This window comes from Acinetobacter schindleri (genome assembly GCF_010918895.1).
Lineage (GTDB): Bacteria > Pseudomonadota > Gammaproteobacteria > Pseudomonadales > Moraxellaceae > Acinetobacter > Acinetobacter schindleri.
In genome coordinates this window covers 1,192,680-1,217,075 of sequence record NZ_CP044483.1, presented here as the reverse complement: position 1 = coordinate 1,217,075, position 24,396 = coordinate 1,192,680, and the positions used below count along the sequence as shown (strand labels likewise).

The 24,396-nt window shown below is 42.9% G+C and carries 23 protein-coding genes; 6 read left to right on the top strand and 17 right to left on the bottom strand.

Annotated features, from left to right (window positions below; genetic code table 11):
• Position 1 precedes the first annotated feature (1 nt).
• The 9 genes from lpxK to FSC11_RS05880 form a co-directional block, all read right to left on the bottom strand.
• Positions 2 to 1,006 carry a tetraacyldisaccharide 4'-kinase gene (gene lpxK / locus FSC11_RS05920; protein ID WP_163165717.1) on the bottom strand — a complete coding sequence of 335 codons (1,005 nt, stop codon included), beginning with the start codon at positions 1,004 to 1,006 and terminating at the stop codon, positions 2 to 4.
• Between the two features lie 2 nt (positions 1,007 to 1,008).
• Positions 1,009 to 2,736 carry a lipid A export permease/ATP-binding protein MsbA gene (msbA, locus tag FSC11_RS05915; protein WP_163165715.1) on the bottom strand — a complete coding sequence of 576 codons (1,728 nt, stop codon included), beginning with the start codon at positions 2,734 to 2,736 and terminating at the stop codon, positions 1,009 to 1,011.
• A complete protein-coding gene (locus FSC11_RS05910; RefSeq protein ID WP_004815566.1) occupies positions 2,736 to 3,158 on the bottom strand; it encodes an ExbD/TolR family protein in 423 nt (140 codons plus the stop codon). The genes msbA and FSC11_RS05910 overlap by 1 nt, the downstream gene beginning before the upstream one ends.
• 8 nt (positions 3,159 to 3,166) lie before the next feature.
• Entirely contained in the window at positions 3,167 to 3,805 is a 639-nt protein-coding gene (locus FSC11_RS05905; RefSeq protein ID WP_005222540.1) for a MotA/TolQ/ExbB proton channel family protein, read from the bottom strand.
• A gap of 29 nt (positions 3,806 to 3,834) precedes the next feature.
• Entirely contained in the window at positions 3,835 to 4,722 is an 888-nt protein-coding gene (locus FSC11_RS05900) for a ParB/RepB/Spo0J family partition protein (protein WP_163165713.1), read from the bottom strand.
• Positions 4,719 to 5,501 carry a ParA family protein gene (locus FSC11_RS05895; protein ID WP_004815561.1) on the bottom strand — a complete coding sequence of 261 codons (783 nt, stop codon included), beginning with the start codon at positions 5,499 to 5,501 and terminating at the stop codon, positions 4,719 to 4,721. Before FSC11_RS05895 ends, FSC11_RS05900 begins: the two co-directional genes overlap by 4 nt.
• A 25-nt stretch (positions 5,502 to 5,526) precedes the next feature.
• Entirely contained in the window at positions 5,527 to 6,159 is a 633-nt protein-coding gene (gene rsmG, locus FSC11_RS05890) for a 16S rRNA (guanine(527)-N(7))-methyltransferase RsmG (RefSeq protein ID WP_005222543.1), read from the bottom strand.
• An 85-nt stretch (positions 6,160 to 6,244) separates the two neighbouring features.
• Entirely contained in the window at positions 6,245 to 6,934 is a 690-nt protein-coding gene (murU, locus tag FSC11_RS05885; RefSeq protein ID WP_163165711.1) for an N-acetylmuramate alpha-1-phosphate uridylyltransferase MurU, read from the bottom strand.
• Complete coding sequence (locus FSC11_RS05880) at positions 6,935 to 7,948, bottom strand: aminoglycoside phosphotransferase family protein (RefSeq protein WP_163165709.1); 1,014 nt, start codon at positions 7,946 to 7,948, stop codon at positions 6,935 to 6,937. It lies immediately after the preceding gene.
• Between the two features lie 121 nt (positions 7,949 to 8,069).
• On the opposite strand from FSC11_RS05880, the gene FSC11_RS05875 reads away from it, so the two are divergent.
• Positions 8,070 to 10,529 (top strand): LPS-assembly protein LptD, encoded by a 2,460-nt coding sequence (locus tag FSC11_RS05875; protein ID WP_163165707.1) that lies wholly within the window; start codon positions 8,070 to 8,072, stop codon positions 10,527 to 10,529.
• A complete protein-coding gene (locus FSC11_RS05870) occupies positions 10,529 to 11,833 on the top strand; it encodes a peptidylprolyl isomerase (RefSeq protein WP_004892764.1) in 1,305 nt (434 codons plus the stop codon). Before FSC11_RS05875 ends, FSC11_RS05870 begins: the two co-directional genes overlap by 1 nt.
• Positions 11,834 to 11,947: 114 nt before the next feature.
• On the opposite strand, the gene hfq is transcribed toward FSC11_RS05870, so the two are convergent.
• The 4 genes from hfq to tsaE form a co-directional block, all read right to left on the bottom strand.
• The gene (gene hfq, locus FSC11_RS05865) at positions 11,948 to 12,469 is read right to left on the bottom strand and encodes an RNA chaperone Hfq (protein WP_004892762.1); all 522 of its coding nucleotides are present in this window, start codon (positions 12,467 to 12,469) and stop codon (positions 11,948 to 11,950) included.
• Positions 12,470 to 12,561: 92 nt separating this feature from the next.
• Complete coding sequence (gene miaA / locus FSC11_RS05860) at positions 12,562 to 13,506, bottom strand: tRNA (adenosine(37)-N6)-dimethylallyltransferase MiaA (protein WP_005222552.1); 945 nt, start codon at positions 13,504 to 13,506, stop codon at positions 12,562 to 12,564.
• Between the two features lie 6 nt (positions 13,507 to 13,512).
• Positions 13,513 to 15,504 carry a DNA mismatch repair endonuclease MutL gene (mutL, locus tag FSC11_RS05855; RefSeq protein ID WP_163165705.1) on the bottom strand — a complete coding sequence of 664 codons (1,992 nt, stop codon included), beginning with the start codon at positions 15,502 to 15,504 and terminating at the stop codon, positions 13,513 to 13,515.
• Entirely contained in the window at positions 15,494 to 15,973 is a 480-nt protein-coding gene (gene tsaE / locus FSC11_RS05850; protein WP_163167730.1) for a tRNA (adenosine(37)-N6)-threonylcarbamoyltransferase complex ATPase subunit type 1 TsaE, read from the bottom strand. Before tsaE ends, mutL begins: the two co-directional genes overlap by 11 nt.
• Before the next feature lie 127 nt (positions 15,974 to 16,100).
• On the opposite strand from tsaE, the gene FSC11_RS05845 reads away from it, so the two are divergent.
• The 3 genes from FSC11_RS05845 to FSC11_RS05835 all read left to right on the top strand — a co-directional run bounded on the left by FSC11_RS05845 (position 16,101) and on the right by FSC11_RS05835 (position 17,998).
• A complete protein-coding gene (locus FSC11_RS05845) occupies positions 16,101 to 17,003 on the top strand; it encodes a pseudouridine synthase (RefSeq protein WP_163165703.1) in 903 nt (300 codons plus the stop codon).
• Positions 17,004 to 17,117: 114 nt separating this feature from the next.
• Positions 17,118 to 17,462 (top strand): type II toxin-antitoxin system RelB/DinJ family antitoxin, encoded by a 345-nt coding sequence (locus tag FSC11_RS05840; RefSeq protein ID WP_048881322.1) that lies wholly within the window; start codon positions 17,118 to 17,120, stop codon positions 17,460 to 17,462.
• A 92-nt stretch (positions 17,463 to 17,554) separates the two neighbouring features.
• Positions 17,555 to 17,998, top strand: coding sequence for a GNAT family N-acetyltransferase (locus FSC11_RS05835; RefSeq protein ID WP_163165701.1), 444 nt, complete (start codon positions 17,555 to 17,557; stop codon positions 17,996 to 17,998).
• A 10-nt stretch (positions 17,999 to 18,008) separates the two neighbouring features.
• On the opposite strand, the gene FSC11_RS05830 is transcribed toward FSC11_RS05835, so the two are convergent.
• Positions 18,009 to 18,716, bottom strand: a complete 708-nt coding sequence (locus FSC11_RS05830; protein ID WP_163167728.1) for a pseudouridine synthase — start codon at positions 18,714 to 18,716, stop codon at positions 18,009 to 18,011.
• A 137-nt stretch (positions 18,717 to 18,853) separates the two neighbouring features.
• On the opposite strand from FSC11_RS05830, the gene FSC11_RS05825 reads away from it, so the two are divergent.
• Positions 18,854 to 19,306, top strand: coding sequence for a DUF441 domain-containing protein (locus FSC11_RS05825; RefSeq protein WP_163165699.1), 453 nt, complete (start codon positions 18,854 to 18,856; stop codon positions 19,304 to 19,306).
• Positions 19,307 to 19,664: 358 nt separating this feature from the next.
• Here FSC11_RS05825 and FSC11_RS05820 read toward each other — a convergent pair whose 3' ends face one another.
• The 3 genes from FSC11_RS05820 to FSC11_RS05810 form a co-directional block, all read right to left on the bottom strand.
• Entirely contained in the window at positions 19,665 to 21,380 is a 1,716-nt protein-coding gene (locus FSC11_RS05820) for an AAA family ATPase (RefSeq protein WP_163165696.1), read from the bottom strand.
• Positions 21,381 to 21,433: 53 nt separating this feature from the next.
• Complete coding sequence (locus FSC11_RS05815; protein WP_163165694.1) at positions 21,434 to 23,479, bottom strand: hypothetical protein; 2,046 nt, start codon at positions 23,477 to 23,479, stop codon at positions 21,434 to 21,436.
• Positions 23,480 to 23,619: 140 nt separating this feature from the next.
• Entirely contained in the window at positions 23,620 to 24,387 is a 768-nt protein-coding gene (locus FSC11_RS05810) for a lysophospholipid acyltransferase family protein (RefSeq protein WP_163165692.1), read from the bottom strand.
• Between the last annotated feature and the right edge of the window lie 9 nt (positions 24,388 to 24,396).

Here is a 24,396-nt window from a genome sequence, read left to right as displayed (position 1 = left end):
CTTAAGAAATAGAAATACCGTATTCACCAAGTTGTTGCTGCAAGATTGCATAACAGGCCGGCGATAATATTGCCTCAACAGGCACCACCCAGATATCACGATTAAATTCCGGATTCTGTTTGAGTAAAGCCATAATCTTTACTGCATCTTTTTCAGTGGTAATGATCGGATAATTATCTTCAAACTGCAGATCTTCAATTTCATAGTCATGATGATCCGGAAACTCATGGCACTGGAATTGCTGAATACCCAAGCTCTCCAAGGTCTGATAGAAACGCTGTGGAAAACCAATCCCGACGACGGCATAAAAAGGTAAGTTCGGATCAAAAGTCTGCGACCCTGCCCGATTGAGTAAATACGGCTGTGAGGGAGCCAAATGCATATGCAAGTCAGATTGCGGATAAGCCGTATGTTCAATTACAGTACCAGTTTCTAGACGTTCAACCGGCTCACGTAAATAACCTTCAGGCAGAAGTTTCTGATTGCCCAGACCACGATTATTATCCAGTACGATCCACTCAATCTGACGATTCAAAGCCCAGTGCTGTAAACCATCATCACAAATAATCAAATCCAGATTATGTTTGGACAATAGCAGCTCTATACTCTGCTGACGATTAGAACCAACAGCCATCGGTACACCCGTCGACTGAACAATCAGTGCGGGTTCATCCCCCACACTTTCTGCGGTCGCCTGCGTATCGACATAGCAAGGAAATGGACCTTTACCTCCATAACCCCGGCTGATCACACCAACCCGGACATTTTGTTTTTCTAGATATTCAACCAAATGGATCAGTAATGGAGTTTTCCCACTCCCACCCACAGTGATATTACCAATCACCATCACAGGTACAGGTGCGGTATAACTTGCTTTAAAACCTTTATCATATAAGGCTTTATTTAAGCTAAATCCGATCTGGTACAGCCATGACAATGGCCGAAATACAATGAGCCATTTAGCCTGTGTATTCCAGGCATCCTGAATGACCTGTGCCAGTGACATACTTATTGTTCCTCGAAGTTGCGTTGATGCAACTGGTAATAAGCACCTTTGCGGTTGATCAATTCCTGATGGGTTCCCTGCTCCAGAATGCGACCTTGATCCATGACAACAATACTGTCGGCATTCTCAATCGTAGATAAACGGTGAGCAATAACGATAGTGGTACGATCCTGCATTGCCGCATCAAAAGCACGCTGAATGAAGTATTCAGATTCATTATCCAGCGCACTGGTTGCTTCATCCAGAATTAAAATTGGTGCATTTTTCAGAATAGCACGCGCAATCGCAATACGCTGGCGCTGACCGCCAGACAGATTCAGACCTTGTGCGCCCAGCTCAGTATCATAACCATTTGGCAAAGCCATAATAAAGTCATGGGCATAAGCAGCTTTAGCCGCGGCAATAATATCTTCTTCTGCAGCATCTTCCAGCTGACCATAAGCAATGTTTTCACGCACGGTACGGTTAAACAGCACCACCTGCTGGTTTACCATCGAGATCTGGGTACGCAGAGCATTCAGCTCAAAATCTTTAATGTCTTTGCCATCAAACAGGATTTGACCAGAGCTTGCTTCCTGATAGCGCATTAAAAGGTTCACCAATGAAGTTTTACCTGCACCTGAGCGACCTACTAATGCCACTGTTTGTCCAGCTTTTACATCAAGATTCAGATCGGTTAATGCCTGATACCCATCAGAATAAGTCAAATTCACATTTTTCAGCTGGATATTGCCTTTTAAAGTATCTTTAAAAGTACCTGCATTTTTTTCTTCCGGCATATCCAGTAATTCAAACACTGAATAAGCTGCCGCCATACCACGCTGAATTTTTTCATTGACTTCAGTGAGTGCCTTGATCGGTTTGGACAACATGCCTGCTACGGTAATATAAGCGACAAATTCACCAGCAGTCGTATCACGCAAGATTTCCGGGCGCAAAGCCAGAAACATGACAATACTCAACGCAATAGACATAATGAACTGTACGATCGGGCTATTGAGTTCTTTCACTACAACCATTTTCAAGCCACGACGCAAGTTCTCTAGAGAGTGTTTTCTAAAACGTTCCTGCTCGTACGTTTGACCACCAAAAGCTTTCACCACCATATTAGCATTTACAGATTCCTGTACCACATGGTTCACATCACCCATGGTATTCTGCACTTGCTTGGACAGCTTACGCATACGCTGTGCAGCTTTGCGAATAAGCAGACCAATGATCGGTGCAAAAATCAGAATAATTAACGTTAAACGCCAGTTTGTATAAAGCAGATAACCAATCAGCGCGATTGTGATCAGACCTTGCTGCACAATCACCTTAAGTGAATCACTTGAGGCAGCAGTCAACTGCTCAACGTTATACATAATTTTAGCAGTAATATGACCACTGGTATTATCCAGAAAATATTGCGAAGGCAGACGCATCAGCTTGGCAAAGACTTCCTGACGAATATTAAAGACCAGATTTCGGGAAATGACTGCAGTAAAATAGCCACCCAAAAACAAACCTACACCGCGGAAAAAGATCAGCAAGACCACCAGAAACGGGAAGATCGTTGTAAAACCCTGATCACGAGTCTGAATCGCTTCAATAATATATTCCAGCAACTTGGCAACAGAAACTTCTGTTGCAGCATTGATGGCGAAACCCAGGATAACCAGTAAGGCCAATCCCCAAAATTGTTTTAAATAACTGAGAAGACGTAAATAGACTTTTAAATCTTGCTTCACTAATAACCTCGGGTAGGTACTTTCGTACTGATGTTGATGTTCACAAAGCCAAGTTGCCCTGCAACATCCATAACGCGAATCACATCCTGATGCGCTGCTTTTGCATCAGCAGCAATCACGAACATTAAATCACGTCGTTCGTTAGAAATCTGTTTAATTGCGGTATTTAAATCAGCCACTTCTTTGCTCGCCAATGACTGCCCATTCACTGCATAGTGCCCATTTGCATCCACAGTGACTTCAACCTTTTGATCAAAGTTTTTCGGTGGAACTCCTTGCGCGTCTGGCAAGGTCAAATTCATACGGCTGAGTTGACTGAAAGTCGTAGAAAGCAATAGAAATACCAAGATAAATAACAGACAGTCAATCATCGGAGTGAGGTTGATATGAACATCTTCAACCTGATTGCGTTTGAATTTCATGACTCACCTCAGCTCGCCTTCTGAAGGCTTTCATCGGCTTCTGAAGCATGCGAATAAAACAGGTCAGCATGAAATAAAGTCGCCTGCTGCTCCAGCTCGGCCACATATTCCTGTACCAGACGCTGGAAATAACGATGTGCAAATAAGGCAGGGATCGCGATCAGCATCCCGGCAGCTGTCGTAATTAACGCCTTGGAAATCCCCGGCATCATCAGCACTGGATCGCTGGTAGTACCCACGTCAATCATAAGAAAAGATTCAATAATTCCAATCACTGTACCGAGCAAACCCAGCAAAGGTGCAACCGCACTTAAAGTTCCCAAAAAATTAATATTTCTTTCCAGATAACCAATTTCCTGCGAAGCAACGACTTCCATCTGGGCACGTGCATATTGCTCGGTCTGTTGCTGGCTGGCAGCACCTGCTGCAAAAACACGGCCTAATGTACTCCCTTGCAGGGATTTATCTACATTTAGTTTTTGCATCACCTGATTGGCATTTTGCCCGGGACCCATCAAAAGCGCTTTAGGTAATATCAGGCTCTTTTTCAGGCGAATAAATCGCTCTAACGAGATGGCCACCATGAAAATCGAACATAATACGAGGGGTAGCATCAGCCACCCACCTGCTTTTACCAATTCCCACATCTGATTTATCCCCAATCAAGAATCAAGTTTTATTCGTCATCCAGGATCGAAAGAATACCGTCTAGCTCTTCCAGTGAATGATAGCTAATGACCAGTTTGCCTTTGCCCTGCTTGTTATAATCAATTTTTACTTCTGCACTAAAACGTTCTGACAGACGTTGTGTCAGTTGTTGAATATCCGGCGCTACGACTGGCTTTGGTTTATCTTGTTTTGGAGTATTAAAATCACGCACTAATTGCTCAGTCTGGCGTACGGACAGGCTCTTCTCAATTACCATTTCAGCCACTTGCAGCTGGTCTTTGGCTTTCAAAGTCAGGATCGCACGGGCATGTCCCATATCAAGCAGCCCTTGCTGCATAAAGTCTTTAACCTCTTCAGCCAAGGTCAGTAAACGCAGTAAATTACTGACTGTCGTACGCGCCTTGCCTACTGTATCGGCAATCTCCTGATGGCTCAGACCAAATTCTTCATGGAAACGTTGCAGCGCCATCGCCTGATCAATTGGATTCAGATCCTGACGCTGGATATTTTCAATCAAAGCCAGCGCAATTGCCACCTGATCATTCAGATCACGCACAATCGCAGGAACTTCAGTGAGGCCTGCCAATTGTGCTGCACGCCAGCGACGCTCACCCGCAATAATTTCATAAGGATGGCGTTCATCATCTACCGGGCGGATGACGATCGGCTGCATGATGCCATGCTTCTCAATTGAAGCAGCCAGTTCCTGCAAATCCTGTTCATTGATATAGCGACGTGGCTGATATTCACCACGTTTCAGCAGATTCACATCAATCTGTTTCAGCTGGCCATGATCCAGACCTTGTGCTTCAAGTTGTAATTTTTCTTTTTGAATTGACCCCAGTAATGCATCCAAACCACGACCTTTGGCGAGTCCACGTTTCTTCACGGTCATGCTTTACTTCCTTTTTTCACTTTGCTTTTCTTTAACATTTCAGCCGCCAGATTGAGGTAAGCAACTGCACCCTTGGAACTTTTTTCAAAATAAATCACTGGCAAACCATGTGCTGGTGCTTCAGCCAGACGGATATTACGTGGAATTACGGTGTCGTAAAGTTTCTTGCCAAAATATTGTTGTAATTCTTCAGAGACATCACGTGTCAGTGCATTACGCGCATCATACATGGTACGTAATACACCCACGATTTGTAGATCAGGATTTAAAGCCTGCTGAATCCGGTCAATGGTCTGAGTCAAATCAGCCAATCCTTCTAATGCATAATACTCACATTGCATTGGAATAATCACGCCATCGACGGCAGCCAAGGCATTTACGGTAATCAAGCTTAAACTTGGTGCACAATCTACAATAATATAATCAAATGATTTTTCAATTTCCTGCAGGGCATCACGCAGAATAAATTCACGGCCTTCCTGTTCGGCAATTGCCAGCTCTACACCAGCCAGATCACGGTTAGCGCCTAATACTTTATATCCAACTTCCGCCTTAGTAATTGCCGTTTCAATCGGCACTTCACCAAGCAACACATCCGTTACTGAATAAAGTAAATCATTTTTCTGAATGCCCGAGCCCATCGTAGCATTACCTTGTGAATCCATATCCACAAGCAGCACACGTTTTTTTAATACTGCGAGAGATGCCGCCAAATTTACTGCGGTTGTGGTTTTGCCAACGCCACCCTTCTGGTTTGCAATCGCAATAATTTGTGCCATGTTGACCCCAATTCCTTTGAAAATCTTAAATACGTTTTAATAAAAGTAAATGACGTTGTTCGTCTAAGCGCGGAACTTTAAGTTCAATAATCTCACAACTAAATTCATCTTTTAAAGCACTAACTTCATCTTCAGGAATTAAACCTTTCATCGATGCAATAATACTTTGCTCATGCATATAAGGTTTTGATGCATCTACAAAATCGGTCAATGATGCAAAGGCACGACTGGTAATCACATCAAACTGACCGAGTTCATTAATACTGTCTTCATTTTCAACGCGTGTTTGCACCGCAATCACATTTTTTAGCTTCAAGTCAGCAATAAACTGCTTCAGGAAACGGATTTTCTTGCCATTTGAATCTAATAGTACGCAGTTACGTTCCGGCTGACATAATGCAATGATCATGCCCGGCATCCCGCCGCCGGTACCAATATCGAGCAAACGGCCTGATGGCAAATCCTTTAAAATACTTAAGCTGTCTAGCAGATGCTTGACCAGCATTTCTTTCGGATCACGAATGGCAGTCAGATTGTATGCCTTATTCCACAGTACCAAAGCGTCTTGGTACTTGAGTAATAAATTTAAAGTTTCATCACTCAATGCTAAACCTAAAGCCTGGCTACCCTGCTTTAATTCCTGAAAAAACGTATGCATAAACAATTAACGCTCGAAAAAATTAGAAGAAAGTATACCGCTTTCTCTATATTGGCACAGTAGGGAGTGCTTAGTGAATATTCACTTAAGCATATTTCCCTTCACGAATTTCAGCATCCAGTGCAGCCAAACGCTCTGGCGTCCCTACATCAACCCAATTACCCATCAGCTTTGAGGCAGCGACTTGATTTGCCAGCATCGCCTCTTTGAGTAATGGCGCCAGTGGACACTTACCTGCTTCCAGACCTACAAACATTTTTGGATCAATCAAAGAGACACCACTAAAGGTCAGATTTTCACCCTGAACATTCTGATCAAAGGTATAAGCTTTACCTTCAGCCAAGCTAAAATCACCTTGTGGGTGCTGAGGTGGATTTTGCACCAACACCAGATGTGCCAGGTTTTCACCCAGCTCCACTGTCAATAATGGCGCAAAATCCATGGTGGTCCAGACATCACCATTCACCAGAATAAAAGGCTGATCCCCCAATAAAGGCAAAGCGTTGATAATACCACCAGCAGTTTCCAGTCCCTCACCTTCATGTGACCATAAAATCTTGACACCAAACTGCGAACCATCACCCAAAGCTTCCACAAGTTTTTCACCGAGCCATGCAGTATTGATGACAATTTCATTGACACCGATCGCCGCCAGCTTTTCGATATGCCAGACGATCAGAGGCTTGTCACCTACTTCCAAGAGTGGCTTTGGTGTATGCAGCGTTAAAGGGCGCATGCGATTACCTAGGCCTGCAGCCAGAATCATCGCTTTCATTTATGCAGCCACCTCATATGAACCATATTTTTCTTCAAAGGCTGGCAATACGCGCTCATTGATAAATTGCATAAACGGCTGCAATTCTGCATAAGGTTTACTTTCTTCCAGCAGATACCACATCACACGCGGCAAATCTTTCAAATATCCCGATTTACCATCACGCTCAAACAGGCGCACAAAAATACCCAGGATCTTGATATGGCGTTGAATGGCCATCATATCGGCATCTTTCTTGAACTGTCCAAAATCACGACCCTCTTTGGCAGAAGCCGGCAATAAATTGTAGAAAGTTTCAAACCAGCGATAGACACGGTCAGCATTCCACTGCACATAGGCATCGCGGGTAATCGAGATTAGATCATAGGTATCCGCACCAATCACGGCATCCTGAAAATCGATCACGCCCAGATCTGTTTCACCCGCTATCTGCATCAGGTTACGGCTATGGAAATCACGGTGCACAATCACTTGAGGTTGGGCTAATGCTGCATTCGCCAGAATGGCAAAGGTACGCTTAATCAGCGCACTTTCCGCTGCGGTCGGAATGACTTTTAAAGCGGGCAACATCCAGTCAGTCAGCAATTCCATTTCCGAGATCAGTTTCTCATAAGAATACTCAGGGAAATGACCTTGGCCTTGAATAGACTGTAACTGAACTAACTGTTTAAAACTCTGCTCATAATAAGCATCGACAGTGTCGTTATTGAGCAGATCAGACAGCATTACATTGCCGAAATCTTCGAGCAGTAATAGACCATTTTCCAGATCCTTCGCCACAATGTGCGGCACGCGAACACCATTCGCATCAAAAAATTCATCTATCGTCACAAAAGGCACACAATCTTCTTTTTCTGGTGGTGCATCCATTAGCATAAATGTTTTATTATTCAGTTTGATTCGTGCATAACGACGAAAACTGGCATCGCCTGCTAAAAAATGAGTTTCAAATTGATCTGAACCGAGTACAGAAGCAATCCAAGATTGTATCAATTGTTCGCGTTGAGTATTCATTTGCAATAAATTCTAGTACAGGCTGAGTTTTTAAAGTGCTAAGTGTAGCTACTTATCAACTTTTTCTCTATGATGCGACAATAATTAATTGCGATAAAAGCATGATTGGTTAATGAGACAAATGAAGCATCAGTTTAAATATAATCCTTTAGCGACTGCGATCTTAACTTTGTTATGTGGTAGCTCAATTTCAAGCTATGCTGCAGAAAATGACTCATCCAACAGCAACAATCAGCAGCTTAAACAAAGCTTACAGGAAACCTATCCTGGTGAAGCATTTTTCTCTCAATATTATGTTGACAAATCCACGCCTGAAGCACAACAACGACAGGGACAGTATTTAAGTTCTGCCTATTGTCAAGGCACCTGGATTACTCCGGTTTCACCTGAAGTTGAAGCAGTTGCTCCAGATCAAGCAACCTCTACTGTTACTGCTGACTATGGCCACTATAATCCGAATGGCGATTCCTACTTAGAAGGCAATGTCATCATTGATCAGCAAGGTCGTCAGATTCGTGCAGATCAAGTGACTATTGACCAGACCCAGACCTACGCCAAAGCTCAAGGTCGAGTACAGCTGGCACAAGCAGGTCTGCTCTCACAAAGTGATGATATTAATTACAACCTAAAAACCCAACAAGGCGACTTAAATAACAGCTTTTATATTGCAGAAGAACAACATGCGCATGGGCGTGCAGAAAAAATCGCCAGAACTTCCACTGAAACAGTTGAGCTAGAAAATGCAACCTATACCACTTGCCCACCTGAACAGAAGCCAACCTGGAAAATTCAGGCGGATCGCATCAAGCTGAATCAGGAAACAGGTCGTGGTGAAACTCGTAATACCAAAATATACGTTAAAGATGTGCCTGTTCTTGCAGTACCTTATTTTAACTTCCCGATTGATGATCGTCGCACCACCGGAATTCTGACCCCTAGTTTTGGTTTTACCAATGATGGTGGCTTAGAACTAGGCGTTCCAGTATATCTAAATCTGGCACCAAATTATGATGCTACCATTACACCACGTTATATCGCTGACCGTGGTGCAATGCTGGATGGTCAGTTCCGTTACTTAACCGAGAACTTTGGCTATGGTCAAATCTGGGGGGGCATTTTACCTTCAGATCGTAGCTATGACGATCAAGACCGTAAAGACCTGCATTTCCGTCATGACTGGCAAATTAACGAGCAGTTCTCAACCAATCTTGAATATAACTATGCTTCAGATAAAGATTTCTTCTCAGATCTAAATAACAACCCAAATTCTAAAACTGATCTGAATTTACGTCGTGCTTGGGAAATTAACTATAAAAATGGTATTCCTGGCTTAAAAGCACAGTTAAAAGTAGAAGATTTCCAGACCCTAGACCCAGAAGTTGCAGATGAAGACCGTCCTTATGCGCGTTTGCCACAATTCCTGGTTAACTATAAAACGGGCAACCCACTCGGCTGGCAATTCGAAGCCAATCACGATACTGCCTATTTCAAAAAAGATGTTAATAATATAAATCCAGCTACAGGCAGTTACGAACCGAGTGGTACACGTATCTATAACGATCTGGCAGTTCGCTATAATCATCGAACGCCTGGCTTATTCCTGCTTCCTCAATTGTCCTTGCGCAATATTAATACCTTCTATGACAAGGACACGATTGATCTTTTAGACCAGAACCAAACTAATTCTTCAAGTGAAGATAAATCTATTGTAGTGCCAGAATTCACTCTCGATGCTGGTTTGATTTTTGAAAAAGAAGGACGCTATTTACAGACACTAACACCTCGTCTGTTTTATGCTTACGCACCTTACGAGAATCAAGAAGGTCAGCCAAATTTTGACTCAGTGAATGCTTCGATCAGCTATGATCAGCTATTCAGCCCACGTCGTTTCTATGGTCATGACCGTTTAGAAGACAATAACTTTGCATCCGTAGGCTTAAGCTACAGCCTGTTCAATGATGTTGGTTTAGAACGCCTGCGTGCCAGTATAGGCCAAAGTTTCTTCTTCGAAGACCGTCGCGTGACTTTAGAACGGGATATTGATGAATATGACCGTGAAACGCATACTGGTCCTGTAATTCAACTATCCAGCCAGCTTTCCAATAATTTCCATGTCAACTTTAACTCAGCATGGATGTCGAATGGTCAGAATGCACAGCGCGATGTGCAAGCCTATTACACTGGTGAACAAGGTAATCTCTACAATGTAGGCTATTTCTATCGCAATGAAATTACTGACCGTCAAAAAAGCTATGATCAAGTGGTTGGTTCATTCATTCAGCCTGTTTTCAATAACTGGCGTCTGATTGGTCATGCTCAATACGATCTGGAAAACAACGTTGCACGTGAATATTTACTTGGCGTGAACTATGAGTCATGCTGTTGGGGTGTTTCCGTCTATGGCCGCTCATATTACAATGATCTGGATGACATCAATGAAGCTGGTGTTAAACCAAAACGCATGATCATGGCAGAACTCAGCCTGAGAGGCCTGGGTGGATTCAACAATAAATTGGCATCACTACTGGAAAACCGTATTCTGGGCTTTAATAATATCAATCAGACTTGGACAGAACGTTAATGAAGACAAAACAGTTAAAACATTTTTTTAAAGCAACCACACTTGCGCTATGTCTTTCTGCAGCAATACCTACTTTTGCTGTTGCACAGACCAAGGATGAAGTTGTAGCTGTTGTCGACAATAGCGTGATTCTTCGTAGTGACCTGGATCAAAGCATTGCAGAGATTTCTCATCAACTCGAAAAGCAAAAGAAGCCTGCACCGTCACAACAAATCCTGCAACAACAAGCCTTAGAGCAACTGATTTTACGTCAGGCTCAACTTGAACAGGTAAAGCGTTATAATGTTCGTCCTGATGAAAAAGCGCTTAATGATGCAGTATTAAAAGTTGCACGCGACTCTGGTTCTTCCAGCCTGGAAGCTTTCCAGCAAAAGCTGGATTCAATTGCACCAAATACTTATGCTGCTCTACGTAACCGTATCGCAGAAGACCTTGCGATTAACCGTTTACGTCAACAGATTGTGACTTCCCGTATCAAAATCAGCGATCAGGATGTGGAAAACTTCCTGAAAACCCCGCAAGGTCAGGCATTACTCGGTAGTCAGGTTCATGTACAACATGTCCGTGTTTCTGGTGACAATACAGCTCAAGTTGCAGCAGAGGTAAAGAAAGAGTTAGAAAGCTCTACCGACCTGAAAGCAATTGAGAAGAAATACTCCAAAAATGGTGTCAAAGTTGAAGCTGCTGACATGGGCTTCCGTAATATTTCAGATATTCCAGATGAGCTTGCATCACGTGTAACCAGCCTTCAGCCTGGTCAAACCTCTGAACTGATTGAAGCCCGCGATGGTGCTCACATTCTTAAGCTGATTGATCGTAAAGCGGGTGAAAAGCGTGCACTCGTACAACAATATCAGACGCGTCATATTCTGATTCAGCCTTCGGAAGTAGTGAGTCCTGAAAATGCCAAACAGATGATTGACAGTCTGTATACCCGCCTAAAAAATGGTGAAGACTTTGCCGTACTGGCGGCTACCTTCTCCAATGATCCTGGTTCAGCACGTGACAGTGGTAGTCTAGGCTGGGTGAATCCAGGTGTGATGGTCCCAGAATTTGAAGAACGTATGAAAAAAACACCTGTGGGCCAAATCAGTGAACCGTTCCAGTCTCAGTTTGGCTGGCATATTCTACAGGTGACAGATACGCGCCAACAGGATATGACTTCAGAATACCAGGAACGTATGGCACGTCAGCTTTTAGGCGAACGTCAGTTTGATACAGAACTGGATAGCTGGTTACGTGAGACCCGCAGTAATGCCTTTGTTGAGATTAAAGATCCACAACTGGACCGTAAAAAGAATTAATATTCAGCATCTTTAAAAAAACCGGCTTTTGGCCGGTTTTTTATTATCTATATAAGACTATTACCATAAAAAAACCTCTCATTTCTGAGAGGTTTTTTAGATTCTTAAATCAGATTAACGGTTGTTTTCGTCATCTTGAGAATCTTCGAATTTTGCATCGTCACTAAAGCCAGCACCTTGACCACCAAAGCCGCCTTGACCACCGAAGCCGCCTTGACCACCAAAGCCGCCAGGTTGACCGCCACCGAAGCCACCTTGACCACCGAAGCCGCCAGGTTGACCGCCACCGAAGCCACCTTGACCGCCGAAGCCGCCAGGTTGACCGCCACCGAAGCCACCTTGACCGCCAAAGCCACCAGGTTGGCCACCACCGAAGCCACCTTGACCGCCGAAGCCAGCACCTTGAGGACCAGCAGGAGCACCAGCAGGACGTGGGTTACGTGCAGGAACTACGGTAGAAATCGCGTGTTTGTAAACCATTTGGCTTACAGTATTTTTTAATAATACAACGTATTGGTCAAATGATTCGATATGACCTTGTAGTTTGATACCGTTAACCAGGAAGATAGAAACAGGAATACGTTCTTTACGTAGGGAATTCAAGAACGGATCTTGTAAAGTTTGACCTTTAGACATGTTATAACTCCAAAAAATTTTAAAATCAGCGCAAAAAACTATCTTTATTTTTCAATTAAAAATTATAAAAAAGATAGTCTGTAAATTTTGCTTTATCCGTAACAGTTTCGCAAGTCTTCTTGAGCCTGCTGTGCGGTAAAATATGTAGTAAATTTATGCTTATCTTGCAAAGATCTTAACCATGTGTATTGACGTTTAGCCAGTTGTCGTGTTGCAAACAATGCCTTGTCTTCCATTTCTCGCTGTTTTTCAATACTTCGCTCACTGTTTTTTATAAATTCGATCGCCTGACGGTAACCAACGGAACGCATGGATGGAAGATTTTCATCAAAATCGTATTTTTTCATCAAGTTTTCCACTTCATTTAAAAAACCGATTTCCCACATAATTTCTAATCGTTTTTCAATACGCTTGTGTAATTCTACTCGGTCTGGGATCAGCGCGTAATTATGAAAACTGTAACGATATGGTTGATTTTTTGGTTGTTCTGCTTGTAGTTTTGTTATAGCTTGGCCAGTCAGCTTATAAACCTCTAAAGCACGAATAATGCGCTGTTTGTCACTTACTTTAAATTTTTGCCCTGCAATTGGGTCTACCGTACATAATTCCGCATAAACTGCTTCCCACCCTTCCCGTTCGGCTTTTGCTTCAATTTCCGCACGTACCTTATAATCTGCACTGGGTAGATTATCAGATAATCCTTCTAGCAATGCTTTGAAATAAAGCATTGTTCCACCAACCAAAATTGGGGTTTTGCCACGTGCATGCATATCATCAATCAGGCGACAGGCATCTTCGACAAAATTGGCTGCTGAATAGACCTCTAAAGGACTAATAATATCAATCAGATGATGTGGATATTGCTCTAATTCTGCTTTGGTTGGCTTGGCTGTACCAATGTCCATTTCCCGGTAAACCAGTGCAGAATCGACGGAAATCAGCTCAAAATTTCCTTGCTCATAGAGTTCACATGCCAAAGCGGTTTTACCACTTGCAGTTGGTCCCATTAAGTTGATGACCGGCAATTGATTTGACATGTACCACTACTCTCCTCGAGCAAAAAGTTTATCTAGTTGAGCCAGTGGGAAAGCACGCCATGTTGGACGTCCATGATTACACTGGCTGGCAAATTCAGTTTGTTCCATCTGACGCAATAAGGCATTCATTTCAGACAGGCTTAAAATACGGTTTGCACGTACCGCACCATGACAGGCCATGCCCGCCAGGATCTGGTCACGCTTTTGCAACAGGCCTTGCGCCTGATCCGTTGGGTCCAGATCATCCAGTAATTCAGGAATCAAGGCATCAAAATCTGCCTTATGCAGGATCGCAGGAACTCCGCGCACGATCACCTGTTCATCACCATACTGGTCAATCTCCAGACCAAATCGGGCCAGCTGTTCCTTCAACTCTTCTACACGCATGGCCTGCATACGACTGATAGACACCACCTTAGGAATTAAAAGCTGCTGCGATGTCCAGAACTCCGGTTTATCCCAGGCAGACTTCATTTGCTGCAACACGATACGCTCATGTGCTGCATGCATATCTACAATAATCAGACCTTCTGTGTTTTGTGCAAGGATATAAATCCCATGCAGCTGTGCAATCGCAATGCCTAAAGGATGCTCATCTACTTTGGCCTGCACATGTGTGTGAAAAGACTGCTCAGGGCTCAGCTGCTCAGTTTCAGAGTTTGCTCTAAGTGGTGCCAAATAGCTTTGTAAGGCATTGTTAAGCTGCTGTGAACCACTATAAGGCTTGGTATAATCCTGCACATAATGCACAGTTTGTGGACGCGAAGATTCAAAGTCAGTCAGCACATCTGAAGCTTCAGCTTCTATATATTTATGCGTATTACGAGGATGTAGATGCTGCTGAACTGCATAAGGTTCAGGAGGGGACTGCGGTGCAGCCTGATGCAGGCTAAACTGTTCCTGATAACGCGGCTGAGGCGTAAGTGGCGCAGGTTCCTCAGTTTTCATTGCATCAGCCAGATTAGCTGTTGCGGTCTGGAACTGTGCTAGCGTTTCTTTGGCATAATGACGTACAAACTCATGTACTTCACGCTGATTCAGGAAACGGATTTCATGTTTAGTTGGATGTACATTGACATCAATATTTTCCGGATCTACTTCCAGAAACAGCAGATAAGCTGCATGCTGGTTTCCATGCAGAATGCCGTCATACGCCATACGCAATGCATGAGAAATGGTCTTGTCTCTTACGATACGACCATTTACATAGACATATTGCATATCGGCTTGCGCACGCGCATCCGAAGGATGACCGAGCCAGCCAGACAAACGCATGTTGATACTATCTGCATCCATCCAGTAAGCATTTTCAGTAAATTGGCGCCCCAATAACTGCTGCACACGCTGGAAACGTAATGCTCCACTGTCTGCCACAGGCAGATTCAGCTTGATACTTTCATTATGTTCCAGCACAAAACGGATATCGAAATGAGTCAGTGCCAGACGACGTACAATCTCTTCAATATGACCAAATTCAGTGCCCGGTTTTTTCAGAAATTTACGACGTGCCGGTACATTAAAGAACAGATCCTGCACCCGGATATGGGTACCACGTGAAGTGGCAACTGCCTGAATTTCCTGATGGTCAAAAGCAGTACCATTCACTTCAACCTGATAACCAATGCCATCTTCGCTTTGGCTACTGGTCAAGGTTAGACGCGATACGGCTGCAATCGAAGCCAGCGCCTCACCACGGAAACCCAGACTGGTGATGGCATGCAATTCCTCTGCTGTCTGAATTTTACTGGTGGCATGACGCATGACCGCCAGCGCTAAATCTTCCGGGTGAATTCCTCGACCATTGTCAATAATTTCGATCAGTGTACTACCGCCCTGTTCTACACGAATCACCAGTTCAGTCGCACCAGCATCAATCGAGTTTTCGAGCAGTTCTTTCACTACAGATGCAGGTCGTTCAATCACTTCACCCGCTGCAATCTGGTTCGCCAGTGCAGGATCAAGTGAACGGATACGGCGTACGCTTAAATCATTCGACATGTGGGAATTGCTGCTCCAAAGCCTGCTGTAATACTGAGTTTGATGAAGTCAACGTTGCAGTACGAGTCAACTCATCTTCGGATTTAAGAATTTCAATGATCAGATCTGCTTCAGGTATTTCATCACCACCTTTAGATGGCCATTCAAACAAGAATAATGCCTTTGGGGTTTCAAGATAATCCCGAATACCCATCAGTTCCAGTTCATAGGGATCATTTAAACGGTACAGGTCAAAGTGGAAAATATCCTTCCCTTGAATATTATAAGGTTCTACCAATGTATAGGTTGGACTTTTGACCGAACCCTCATGACCGAGCTGTTGTAAATAATAGCGCGTCAATGTCGTCTTGCCTGCTCCCAGATCACCGATCAGATAGATCACTCCCGTACTAAAATTCGCGGCCAATACCTTAGCCAGCTGTTGGGTATCTTCTTCATGATTTAAGGTGACAGTAAATGAATAAGGCATATGACTCACGACATGATTCAAAGGAACAAATATGATAGCATCGCCGCAGTTTAAAAGCCTATTCCGCCGCATGAGAAACTGTATTTTTTCATAGCATTTGTTTCCTGAATGAGATCCACTTCCCCATATGAATACTTCTGCTGAATTTATCCCACCGATGATCAACGGCGTCAGTGCCAGCAAAGTTTTCTTGCAACCATCCACTGCTGCAACAGTCTATGACTATTTATGTACACAGTTTCCGCATATCCAGACCAGTGAATGGCAATCTCGTTTTCAGGAGGGTCTGGTTTATGATGCACAGGGAAATAGCTTAAATCTAAATAGCCTCTTTCAGGCGAATAGCCACTGTTTTTATTATCGCTTTCTGGCACACGAAGTGCATGTTCCTTTCGAACACCAAATCCTGTTCGAAAATGAACATTTTATGGTGATTGATAAACCACATTTTCTAACCATGAGCCCGACCGGACAATATGTACAGGAAACCCTGCTGGTTCGTCTAAAGAAACAGACCGGGATTGAGCACCTAACTCCGATTCACCGACTGGATCGGGAGACGGCTGGCGTAGTGCTTATCTCTAAAAATGTAGCATCGCGTGGACTTTATCAGCAGTTGTTTGCTACACGCCAAGTACAGAAAACCTATCATGCGATTGCAGGTTATCGTGAAGAACTTCGCTTTCCGCAAATTGTGCGTTTACGCATGGATAAAGGTCAGCCTTTCTATACTATGCAGGTTTTAGAAGGTGAGCCTAATAGTGAAACCGAAATCACCTTATTAGAACAGCAAGATCATTTAGCCAAATACGAACTGAAACCACATACTGGCAAGCAGCACCAATTACGTGTGCACTTAAACTTTTTGGGCATACCGATTCTGAATGATCCGTTTTATCCTAGCGTTGCACATAAAGCAGATAATGATTTTTCTGCACCCTTACAGTTATTGGCCAAACACATCCAGTTTATTGACCCTATTACCCAGCAATTGATGCAGTTTTCTTCCGAGCAAGTGCTGACACTGTAATGCAGCTGTCATTACGATTTATTTTCAGAATTGATTCGTATAAGGATTGTATTTCAAATGTAATGGATTAAAATGAATGCGAAAAGTTAAGTATTTTAAAGTCTTGAATATATTATGAGAAAAACTGAAGTCTACCAAATACGCCTGGATTCTCAAGAAAAGAAACAAGCCTTTGCCGTATTTAAGCAATTGGGAATCACACCAGCTCAAGCAGTCCGCTTGTTTTTCAAACAGGTAGTGCTGACTAAATCCATCCCCTTCTCTATTGAAAATCAGAATATTAACCTTGAACAATTAATCAAGCTGCGCAAACTGAAGCAAAGTGAATCTAAACCTGTAACTGCCGGCCTGATTGCAGACACTACAGAACAGGCAGCATTGGATCTACATGCTGATGATGATCATTTTGATTTATTTGAAGAACTGAATGCCATTTTGGGCGAAAGTGACAAAATTTAACACTGTCGCATTTTCAAACAATTTCGTACGCTACACTTCCCCAAACTTCGTTATGCTCCATGAATACATAATAATAAAACATGGAGTAATTAATGCTTGTCCGACGTGCTCAGGTAGAAGACCTGCAACAGCTTTCAGTTTTATTTGATGAATATCGCCAGTTTTATGGAGCTTCCTCAAATCAGGAACTTTCATATCATTTTCTAAAACAGCGATTTGAAGACCAACAGACGGTGATTTTTATCAACACCAAGGATGATATTTTTACCGGATTTATCCTGCTTTATTTAAGATTTTCCTCAGTAGCTTGTTCAAAGTTTTATGTGCTGGATGATGTGTATATCACTCCAGTGTATCGCCGTCATGGCGCTGCACGACAACTGATTGATACCGCTATTTTATTTGCCCGACATGAAAATGCACTTCGCATTAGCCTGGACACCCAGAAAAACAACCACCAATCGCATAAACTATATGAATCAATGGGATTTATGCGAGATGATGAATTTGTCACTTTCCATTGTTTTCTTAAGTAAATCCTAAACTTTATTCGGCACGGTATTTAGCTTGAATCACTTGATCTTCAATTAAATAAATCCACTCACCTTCTGGCAAATCATTCAAAGTCAATTGACCTATTTGAGCCCGATGTAGTTTTTCAACTTTATTCCCCACAGCTGCCAGCATACGTTTCACCTGATGATAAACACCTTGATGCACTGTCATTTGCAAACGCTTTTCTTCCAGACGAATGACATCCGTAGCAGCATACATACCTTTTTCATTGCGTAACTCAACACCTTGTTCTAGCTGCTTGATCTGCTCATCCGTAACAGGGTCTGCGGTATCCATCTGGTAAATCTTGGCAACATGCTTTTTAGGATGAGTTAATGCCTGCAAAAATTGACCATCATCAGTCAGTAACAGCAAGCCTGTCGTATCCTGGTCTAAACGACCTACACACTGAATTCCACGATTCATGAGCAAGTCATCAAACAGCTCAAAGACACTAAAATGATGGGTTGCCTGATGCGAACACTCATAACCTTGTGGCTTGTTTAAGGCAATATAGACTTTTTCCCGATATTGATAGATTTCGTCATACACATTGAACTCTAGCTGATCCAAATCAAGTTTATGCTTTGGATTATCAATGATTTCACCCTGGATGCTCACAGCGCCATTCTTGATCAGTTGCTGGCAATACTTACGCGAGCCAAAACCTTGTGACTGCAACATTTTTTCCAGAAGCATAAACTTCAATCTCTGATATTTCATTCAAGCTCTATTCTATACCGAAACCGTGCACTCTGGATTCAGCTTTATATAAGGTTAGTTTCGGTTGCTGAAAATGGCTACAATAGCGTGATTATTCTCTCAACTCCTATCTTATGCCTCAACTCGATCTGAATTTGCTGGTACTTTTGATTTTACTGGCGTGTGGTATCTTCAGCCACAATACCGCTGTGACGATTGCTGCAGGTGTGCTGCTCGTATTAAAAATCACACCGCTGAATGAAATGCTGCCCTATGTCCAGACACATGGCCTGAATATCGGCGTGATTATTTTAACCATTGGCGTATTAGCACCAATTGCCAGCGGCAAGATTTCAGGTGACAGTATTTTGAAGTCTTTTTTGAGCTGGAAATCTTTACTGGCGATTGCAGTAGGTATTTTTGTCGCGTGGCTGGGTGGCCGCGGAGTCAAACTGATGACCAATCAACCCAATGTGGTTGCAGGTTTACTGATTGGGACAGTTGCAGGTGTGGCTTTCTTAAGAGGTGTTCCGGTCGGGCCGTTAATTGCCGCAGGAATTTTATCATTATTGATTAGTACGCAATAAGTTTGAAATAAAATTCCTATTTAGTTAACCCTAACTTAAACATCCATTCTTCCAGGATTTCTAAAAATATTTAGAGATCAAATTATATGACTAGCGGCATTGAGGTCGCACATTGATTGCCTTGCGCAAGCTATAAAGCAGTACTTAAAGCTTGCTCAGGATATGCTGTCAGATCAATAAATGGCTTTTATCTTGCGAAACGATGTTTCTCATGGCCTGTCAAAAGTAAGGTAATTACAACATGCCAAATCTTGAACTTATTAACTAAGAATGAGCAAATGATAATAATTACTACAATTACCCTACAAGCTAGAAATCCATTCCGCTCATAGAAGTTTTTTATATCAAATAGCTTTTCTTATTCCACAAATAGTAGCGCCAAACGCACCTGGTCATAACCCATACGTGGACTGGTTAACTCGACAATCGGACGCAGTTTAATAGACCCATCATCATTGAAATGATCGGTATTCTGTCGCTTAGTCAGACGTTTATAGATCTTACGCACTTGTTCAACCACTTCCTCACCCGGATGAGCTACAGATATATCTAAACCTTGCTCTTTATGCAGTCGACCTAAATGGTTAATAATCGTTGCCGGTGTTAAGCCACGCTCAGTGGCGATATCGGCAATATCATAACCTTCTCCAAACAGTTCACGCGTTTCATCCAGCGTTGCGGCAGCATAATTCTGCTTGCCGCCATTTTTCGCCAGTTTTTTTTCATTACGCTGAATTTCAGTTTCATTCAGCGTGCCACCGCAGTGACGGATAAAGGCATTATGTTGTTTGGTTAAATCAATATTTTCAAAGTGTTCTTCGGCTTCACTCGACAACTCCTGAAAACGGCGGTCTGCCTTAATTGCCAGACTATCCAGCTCCAATGCCTGTTCGTTAAAACCTTTCAGACGTAGACCATCTAAAGTTTTTAAACGCGAAAGTGCCACATAGCCCTGTCCTTTTTCAAAAGTATGGCTCAAGTCAATTTCGGCAGCTTCCAAGGTCATACCCTGTGATTTATGAATCGTAATCGCCCATGCTAGACGTAAGGGAATTTGCTGGAAACTGGCAATGGTTTTACCCGCTTCATTGTCTACTGACCAGGTTTCTGGCTCAACCAGCAACGTCGTCCCATCTGTGAGTTTGACTTTAGGCAATACCCCAAATTCATCATCTTCTTCAAAACCGATAACTTCACCCAAACTGCCATTGATATAACCCAAGTCAAAATTATTTTTAACAAACATGACTTTAGCATGCTTTTTCAGTGTTAAGGTTTCTGGTGCACGCACTGAAGATTTCAGCGTTTCGATCAGCTTGTCATTGCCGTCGCACTGGGCATCAAACTGGCGCGGCTCATTATCAATTTCATTTAAATGCCGGAAGTTGATACTGTCCACATCCATATTATGCGTATACAGACGCGTATAGGTGTCGCCAATCTCCTGATGACGTGTTCCTTGCAAGGCATTTCGATGTTCTGTACCAATCGCCTGTGCACGGATCGCATTTAGAATATCATTTAGATAGTCATTGCCCTGACGGTGCTGCTCAGTCAGATAACAAACGCGAAATTTGGCTTCAACCCAGGCATCTGACATAAAGCAGAATTTATCCCGGTTGCGTTCATCATTTTTGCCCACTGGAGGCAACTGAAAGAAATCGCCAGCAACGATCACCTGAATACCACCAAAAGCTTCATCAGATTCTTTGAAATACTTTAATACCTGATTAACCAGATTTAGCTGCTTGGCATGCAGCATAGAAATCTCATCAATAATCAGTACCTGAGCATTTTCCAGATGTTCTTTCAGATATTTGCGCTCTTTCATACGCTTCAGGTCTTCTTCTGACAAGAAGTCCTTAATCCCGATACCGGCCCAGGTATGAATGGTCATGCCATTCATGTGCGTTGCCGCGATACCTGTAGACGCTGTAATCGCAACAGATACCTTACGTGCTTTCAAATAATTGATATATTGATTCAGGGTATAGGTTTTCCCTGCACCAGCCGAGCCTGTTAAAAATACATTTTCGCCCGCTTTGAGTAACTTAAGTGCAGTTTCCTGTTTCATATGACCTATACCGTGAAAGAACGGCTATAGCCTAACGACTTTTCCGGCAAAAGTTAAGTATTCAGGTCCAAATCAGAATCTATACACGACGTATGCAGTCGTCTGTTAAACCAGCTGATGAAATGAATTGCCATATCGATATATTGCGGATCTGCTTTTTGGTTGTGGGGATATTCCAGCTGATCAAAAATAATTTCCTGATCCTGTATATGACAACCCAAGAGCAGTGGCGTAGATAATTCTGCATGACTGACATGAAAAGCAACATATTCCCCTTCTATGATCCGCTGTGCATAACTGGCGGCCAGACAGTTCTGAAAAATCCGAGCTTCCTCAATAATCTGGTCTATATTTTTTAACTCTTCAAATTTCCAGTCAAAATAATAGAAATGTGCTTCATTCGTCAGACTTTTCCAGTCCTTAAGTGCAAAGTCCTTTTTCAGTCGGGCAATAATTTCCTGCTTCTGAATCTGGTCATGCCAGGCAATGGCCTGAATAAACAAACCCTTCCAGGTCAGACTTTTTGGAATATTTTTATGTATAGCAAAATATTCTGCCAGATAGTCACGTACATAACTGTCAAAAATTGATTCGCGCACATTGGCATCTTGCAGATAAAACAGCTGTCGAAACTCAGTCAACTGAATCCGATAACGCTGCAACTCGGTATAAAAATCGCGATTTTGTTGAGTAGCTGGCCGGATATATTGCTGTACCGCTTCAGGCAGATGAGAAGTTGCTTTATGTAAATGCTGCATATAGGCCTGCATGACCCGGCTTAAACCCATATATACCTTCTTGGTGGTGCAATCATCCATCTTGACTACTTCGCGCATCAGGCCGATCCACTCGTCCAGATACAGAATTGACGGACTGATAGCAATACGGTGGTCATTAATCGCCTGACGTGTTCCTTTTAATACTACGGATTTGTTATCCGGATGCGTGAACCATTTATACTGTATGGCATACTGATGCACACTATGAATAAATAACCGCGCTGAAGCATATTGAAAATATTGCAAGGTCGCCAGCAGCACCTGTGGATGTACCTGATGAGTATTCAGGAAACTGATCGCCGTGACTGTAACGCGTACACTACTGTGCTGAATATTCGTGCTAATCCAGTCCAACACTTCAGCAGACTGCTTGAACAGCCAGTTGATCGCCCGATTACAGTCAAACAACGGCAGTTTCGCGACTTTTTTCTGCCATAACTGATGATTATTTTCCAGAAAATGCTTCTTGCTCAGCAGATCATCCCGTCCCCAAGTATCACGATTCATCAAACGCACGAAACCCAGCATATTGCTATGCTCTAAGGCGTGCCTGAACAGGAGTTCAATGTCGTTTACATGATCATTCAGCTCATGCAGATTAAAGCGTTCCTCAAAGGATAAACTCATAATACGGTAGATTGCCGGATGCAAAAATTGTGCTGCGCTAAAACAGAATTCATCCAGACTGTGCATAAGTCCCTGAATCGAAAAAAAGTCAGCGGGCGCTAAATATTCTAAGGAAAAAATCTTCTGCATTTGCTGCAAAATGTTTTGAGGTGGTTCTTTTGCATATAAGACATAGTCACTCATTACTGGCGTGGTATACAGACCCGCTCTTCTCATCAGATGATCAATGATTTCTGCCTGCACAACGGAAAGTTGCTGCACGAATTTCAGCACACGTGCAGGCCCATTGACCCATTGATAGACCTGTTCGATCAGCAGCTTACGTAACTGTTGCGCTTTATCACGCAAGAATAGGGAATGCTGGGGTTTTAAATCACCAGTCAGGAAATGGATATCCTGTAAAAAGAACTCTTCCAGAGTGTCTGACTTGTGATGCTGCACACTAAAATGTGGTTCTGCCAGCAATTGCGCTGTGCCCTGCTGAATGTGCTGAGGCGTATGCAGCTGGATATGAAACAGGCCATTTGCCAAGACGATCCGATATCGTTCATGAACCAGCTTGAACATATTCTGGGCATTTAAATTCCCCACAATGTCCCACTGATCCTGATAAATATCATACAAGCAATCTGAAATACGAAGCAACTGCCTGGCGAGCTGCTGATACTGCGGTACTAAACTCTCCTGTTCCATACACGCACCTAAAATGGACTATAAACTCATTTAAGCATATTCAAGTCATCTGACACAGACCAGTAAAATAGCTCATATAGAAAAATAATAAAATAAATCAGATAAACAGCTCGTATTTAAACCCAGTTCATTTTTATTTTTCAGGATTTAGGTGATAGCTCGGATGCCCGGATATTTTTTAATTCTTCAATTGCCTGATAGATCTGTTGCTGAATCTGATCACGGAATAGTGTCATATCTTCTTGACTCTGGATATGAGAGATAGATAAAGCTGGCTGAAACTGAAAATAGAAAGGTAAACGCTTGGGGAAAAGATTTTTCGGCAAGGAAGGAATAACATCCCCTTTACGCAAGAGTTTATTAAGTGCAGAAACTTTGAGTAATTTCTGAAAGTATTTATTTTCCACGACCTGACGGGCATCAAAGCCAATTTCGAAAATTTCATCACCGCCTAGGGCAGCAAACGGTACGATATTGTAGTCAAATTCTTGTGCCAGCCTTAAAAAGCCATAACGCTGTTTCCAGATCAGCTGGTACTGCTCGCCTTCGCGTTTCAGCACTTCTCGTCCTCCACCCGGGAAGACCAGAATCGAATAACCCTGGCGCATAACTTCACGTACATATTCCTGCACACCATCAATCGCGCCAAACTTCCTGAAGATTTCACGCCAGAGCGGAATATAAAAGTGGCTATGGTCCGCAATACTGACCACAGCCACTTTATGTTCGTTGTACAGGTAATCAATAATCATGGGTGAATCAAACACTCCATAGATCGAATGATTACCGACATACATTGCTGGTCGTGAAGCATCAATGTGCTGAGCACCGAAAAAAGTCGGCGTAAAATACAGTTTGGATAACCCGCTTAAGCGTTTGATCCAGGCTGCATCATGCTGAACCTGCAAGATGTCTGC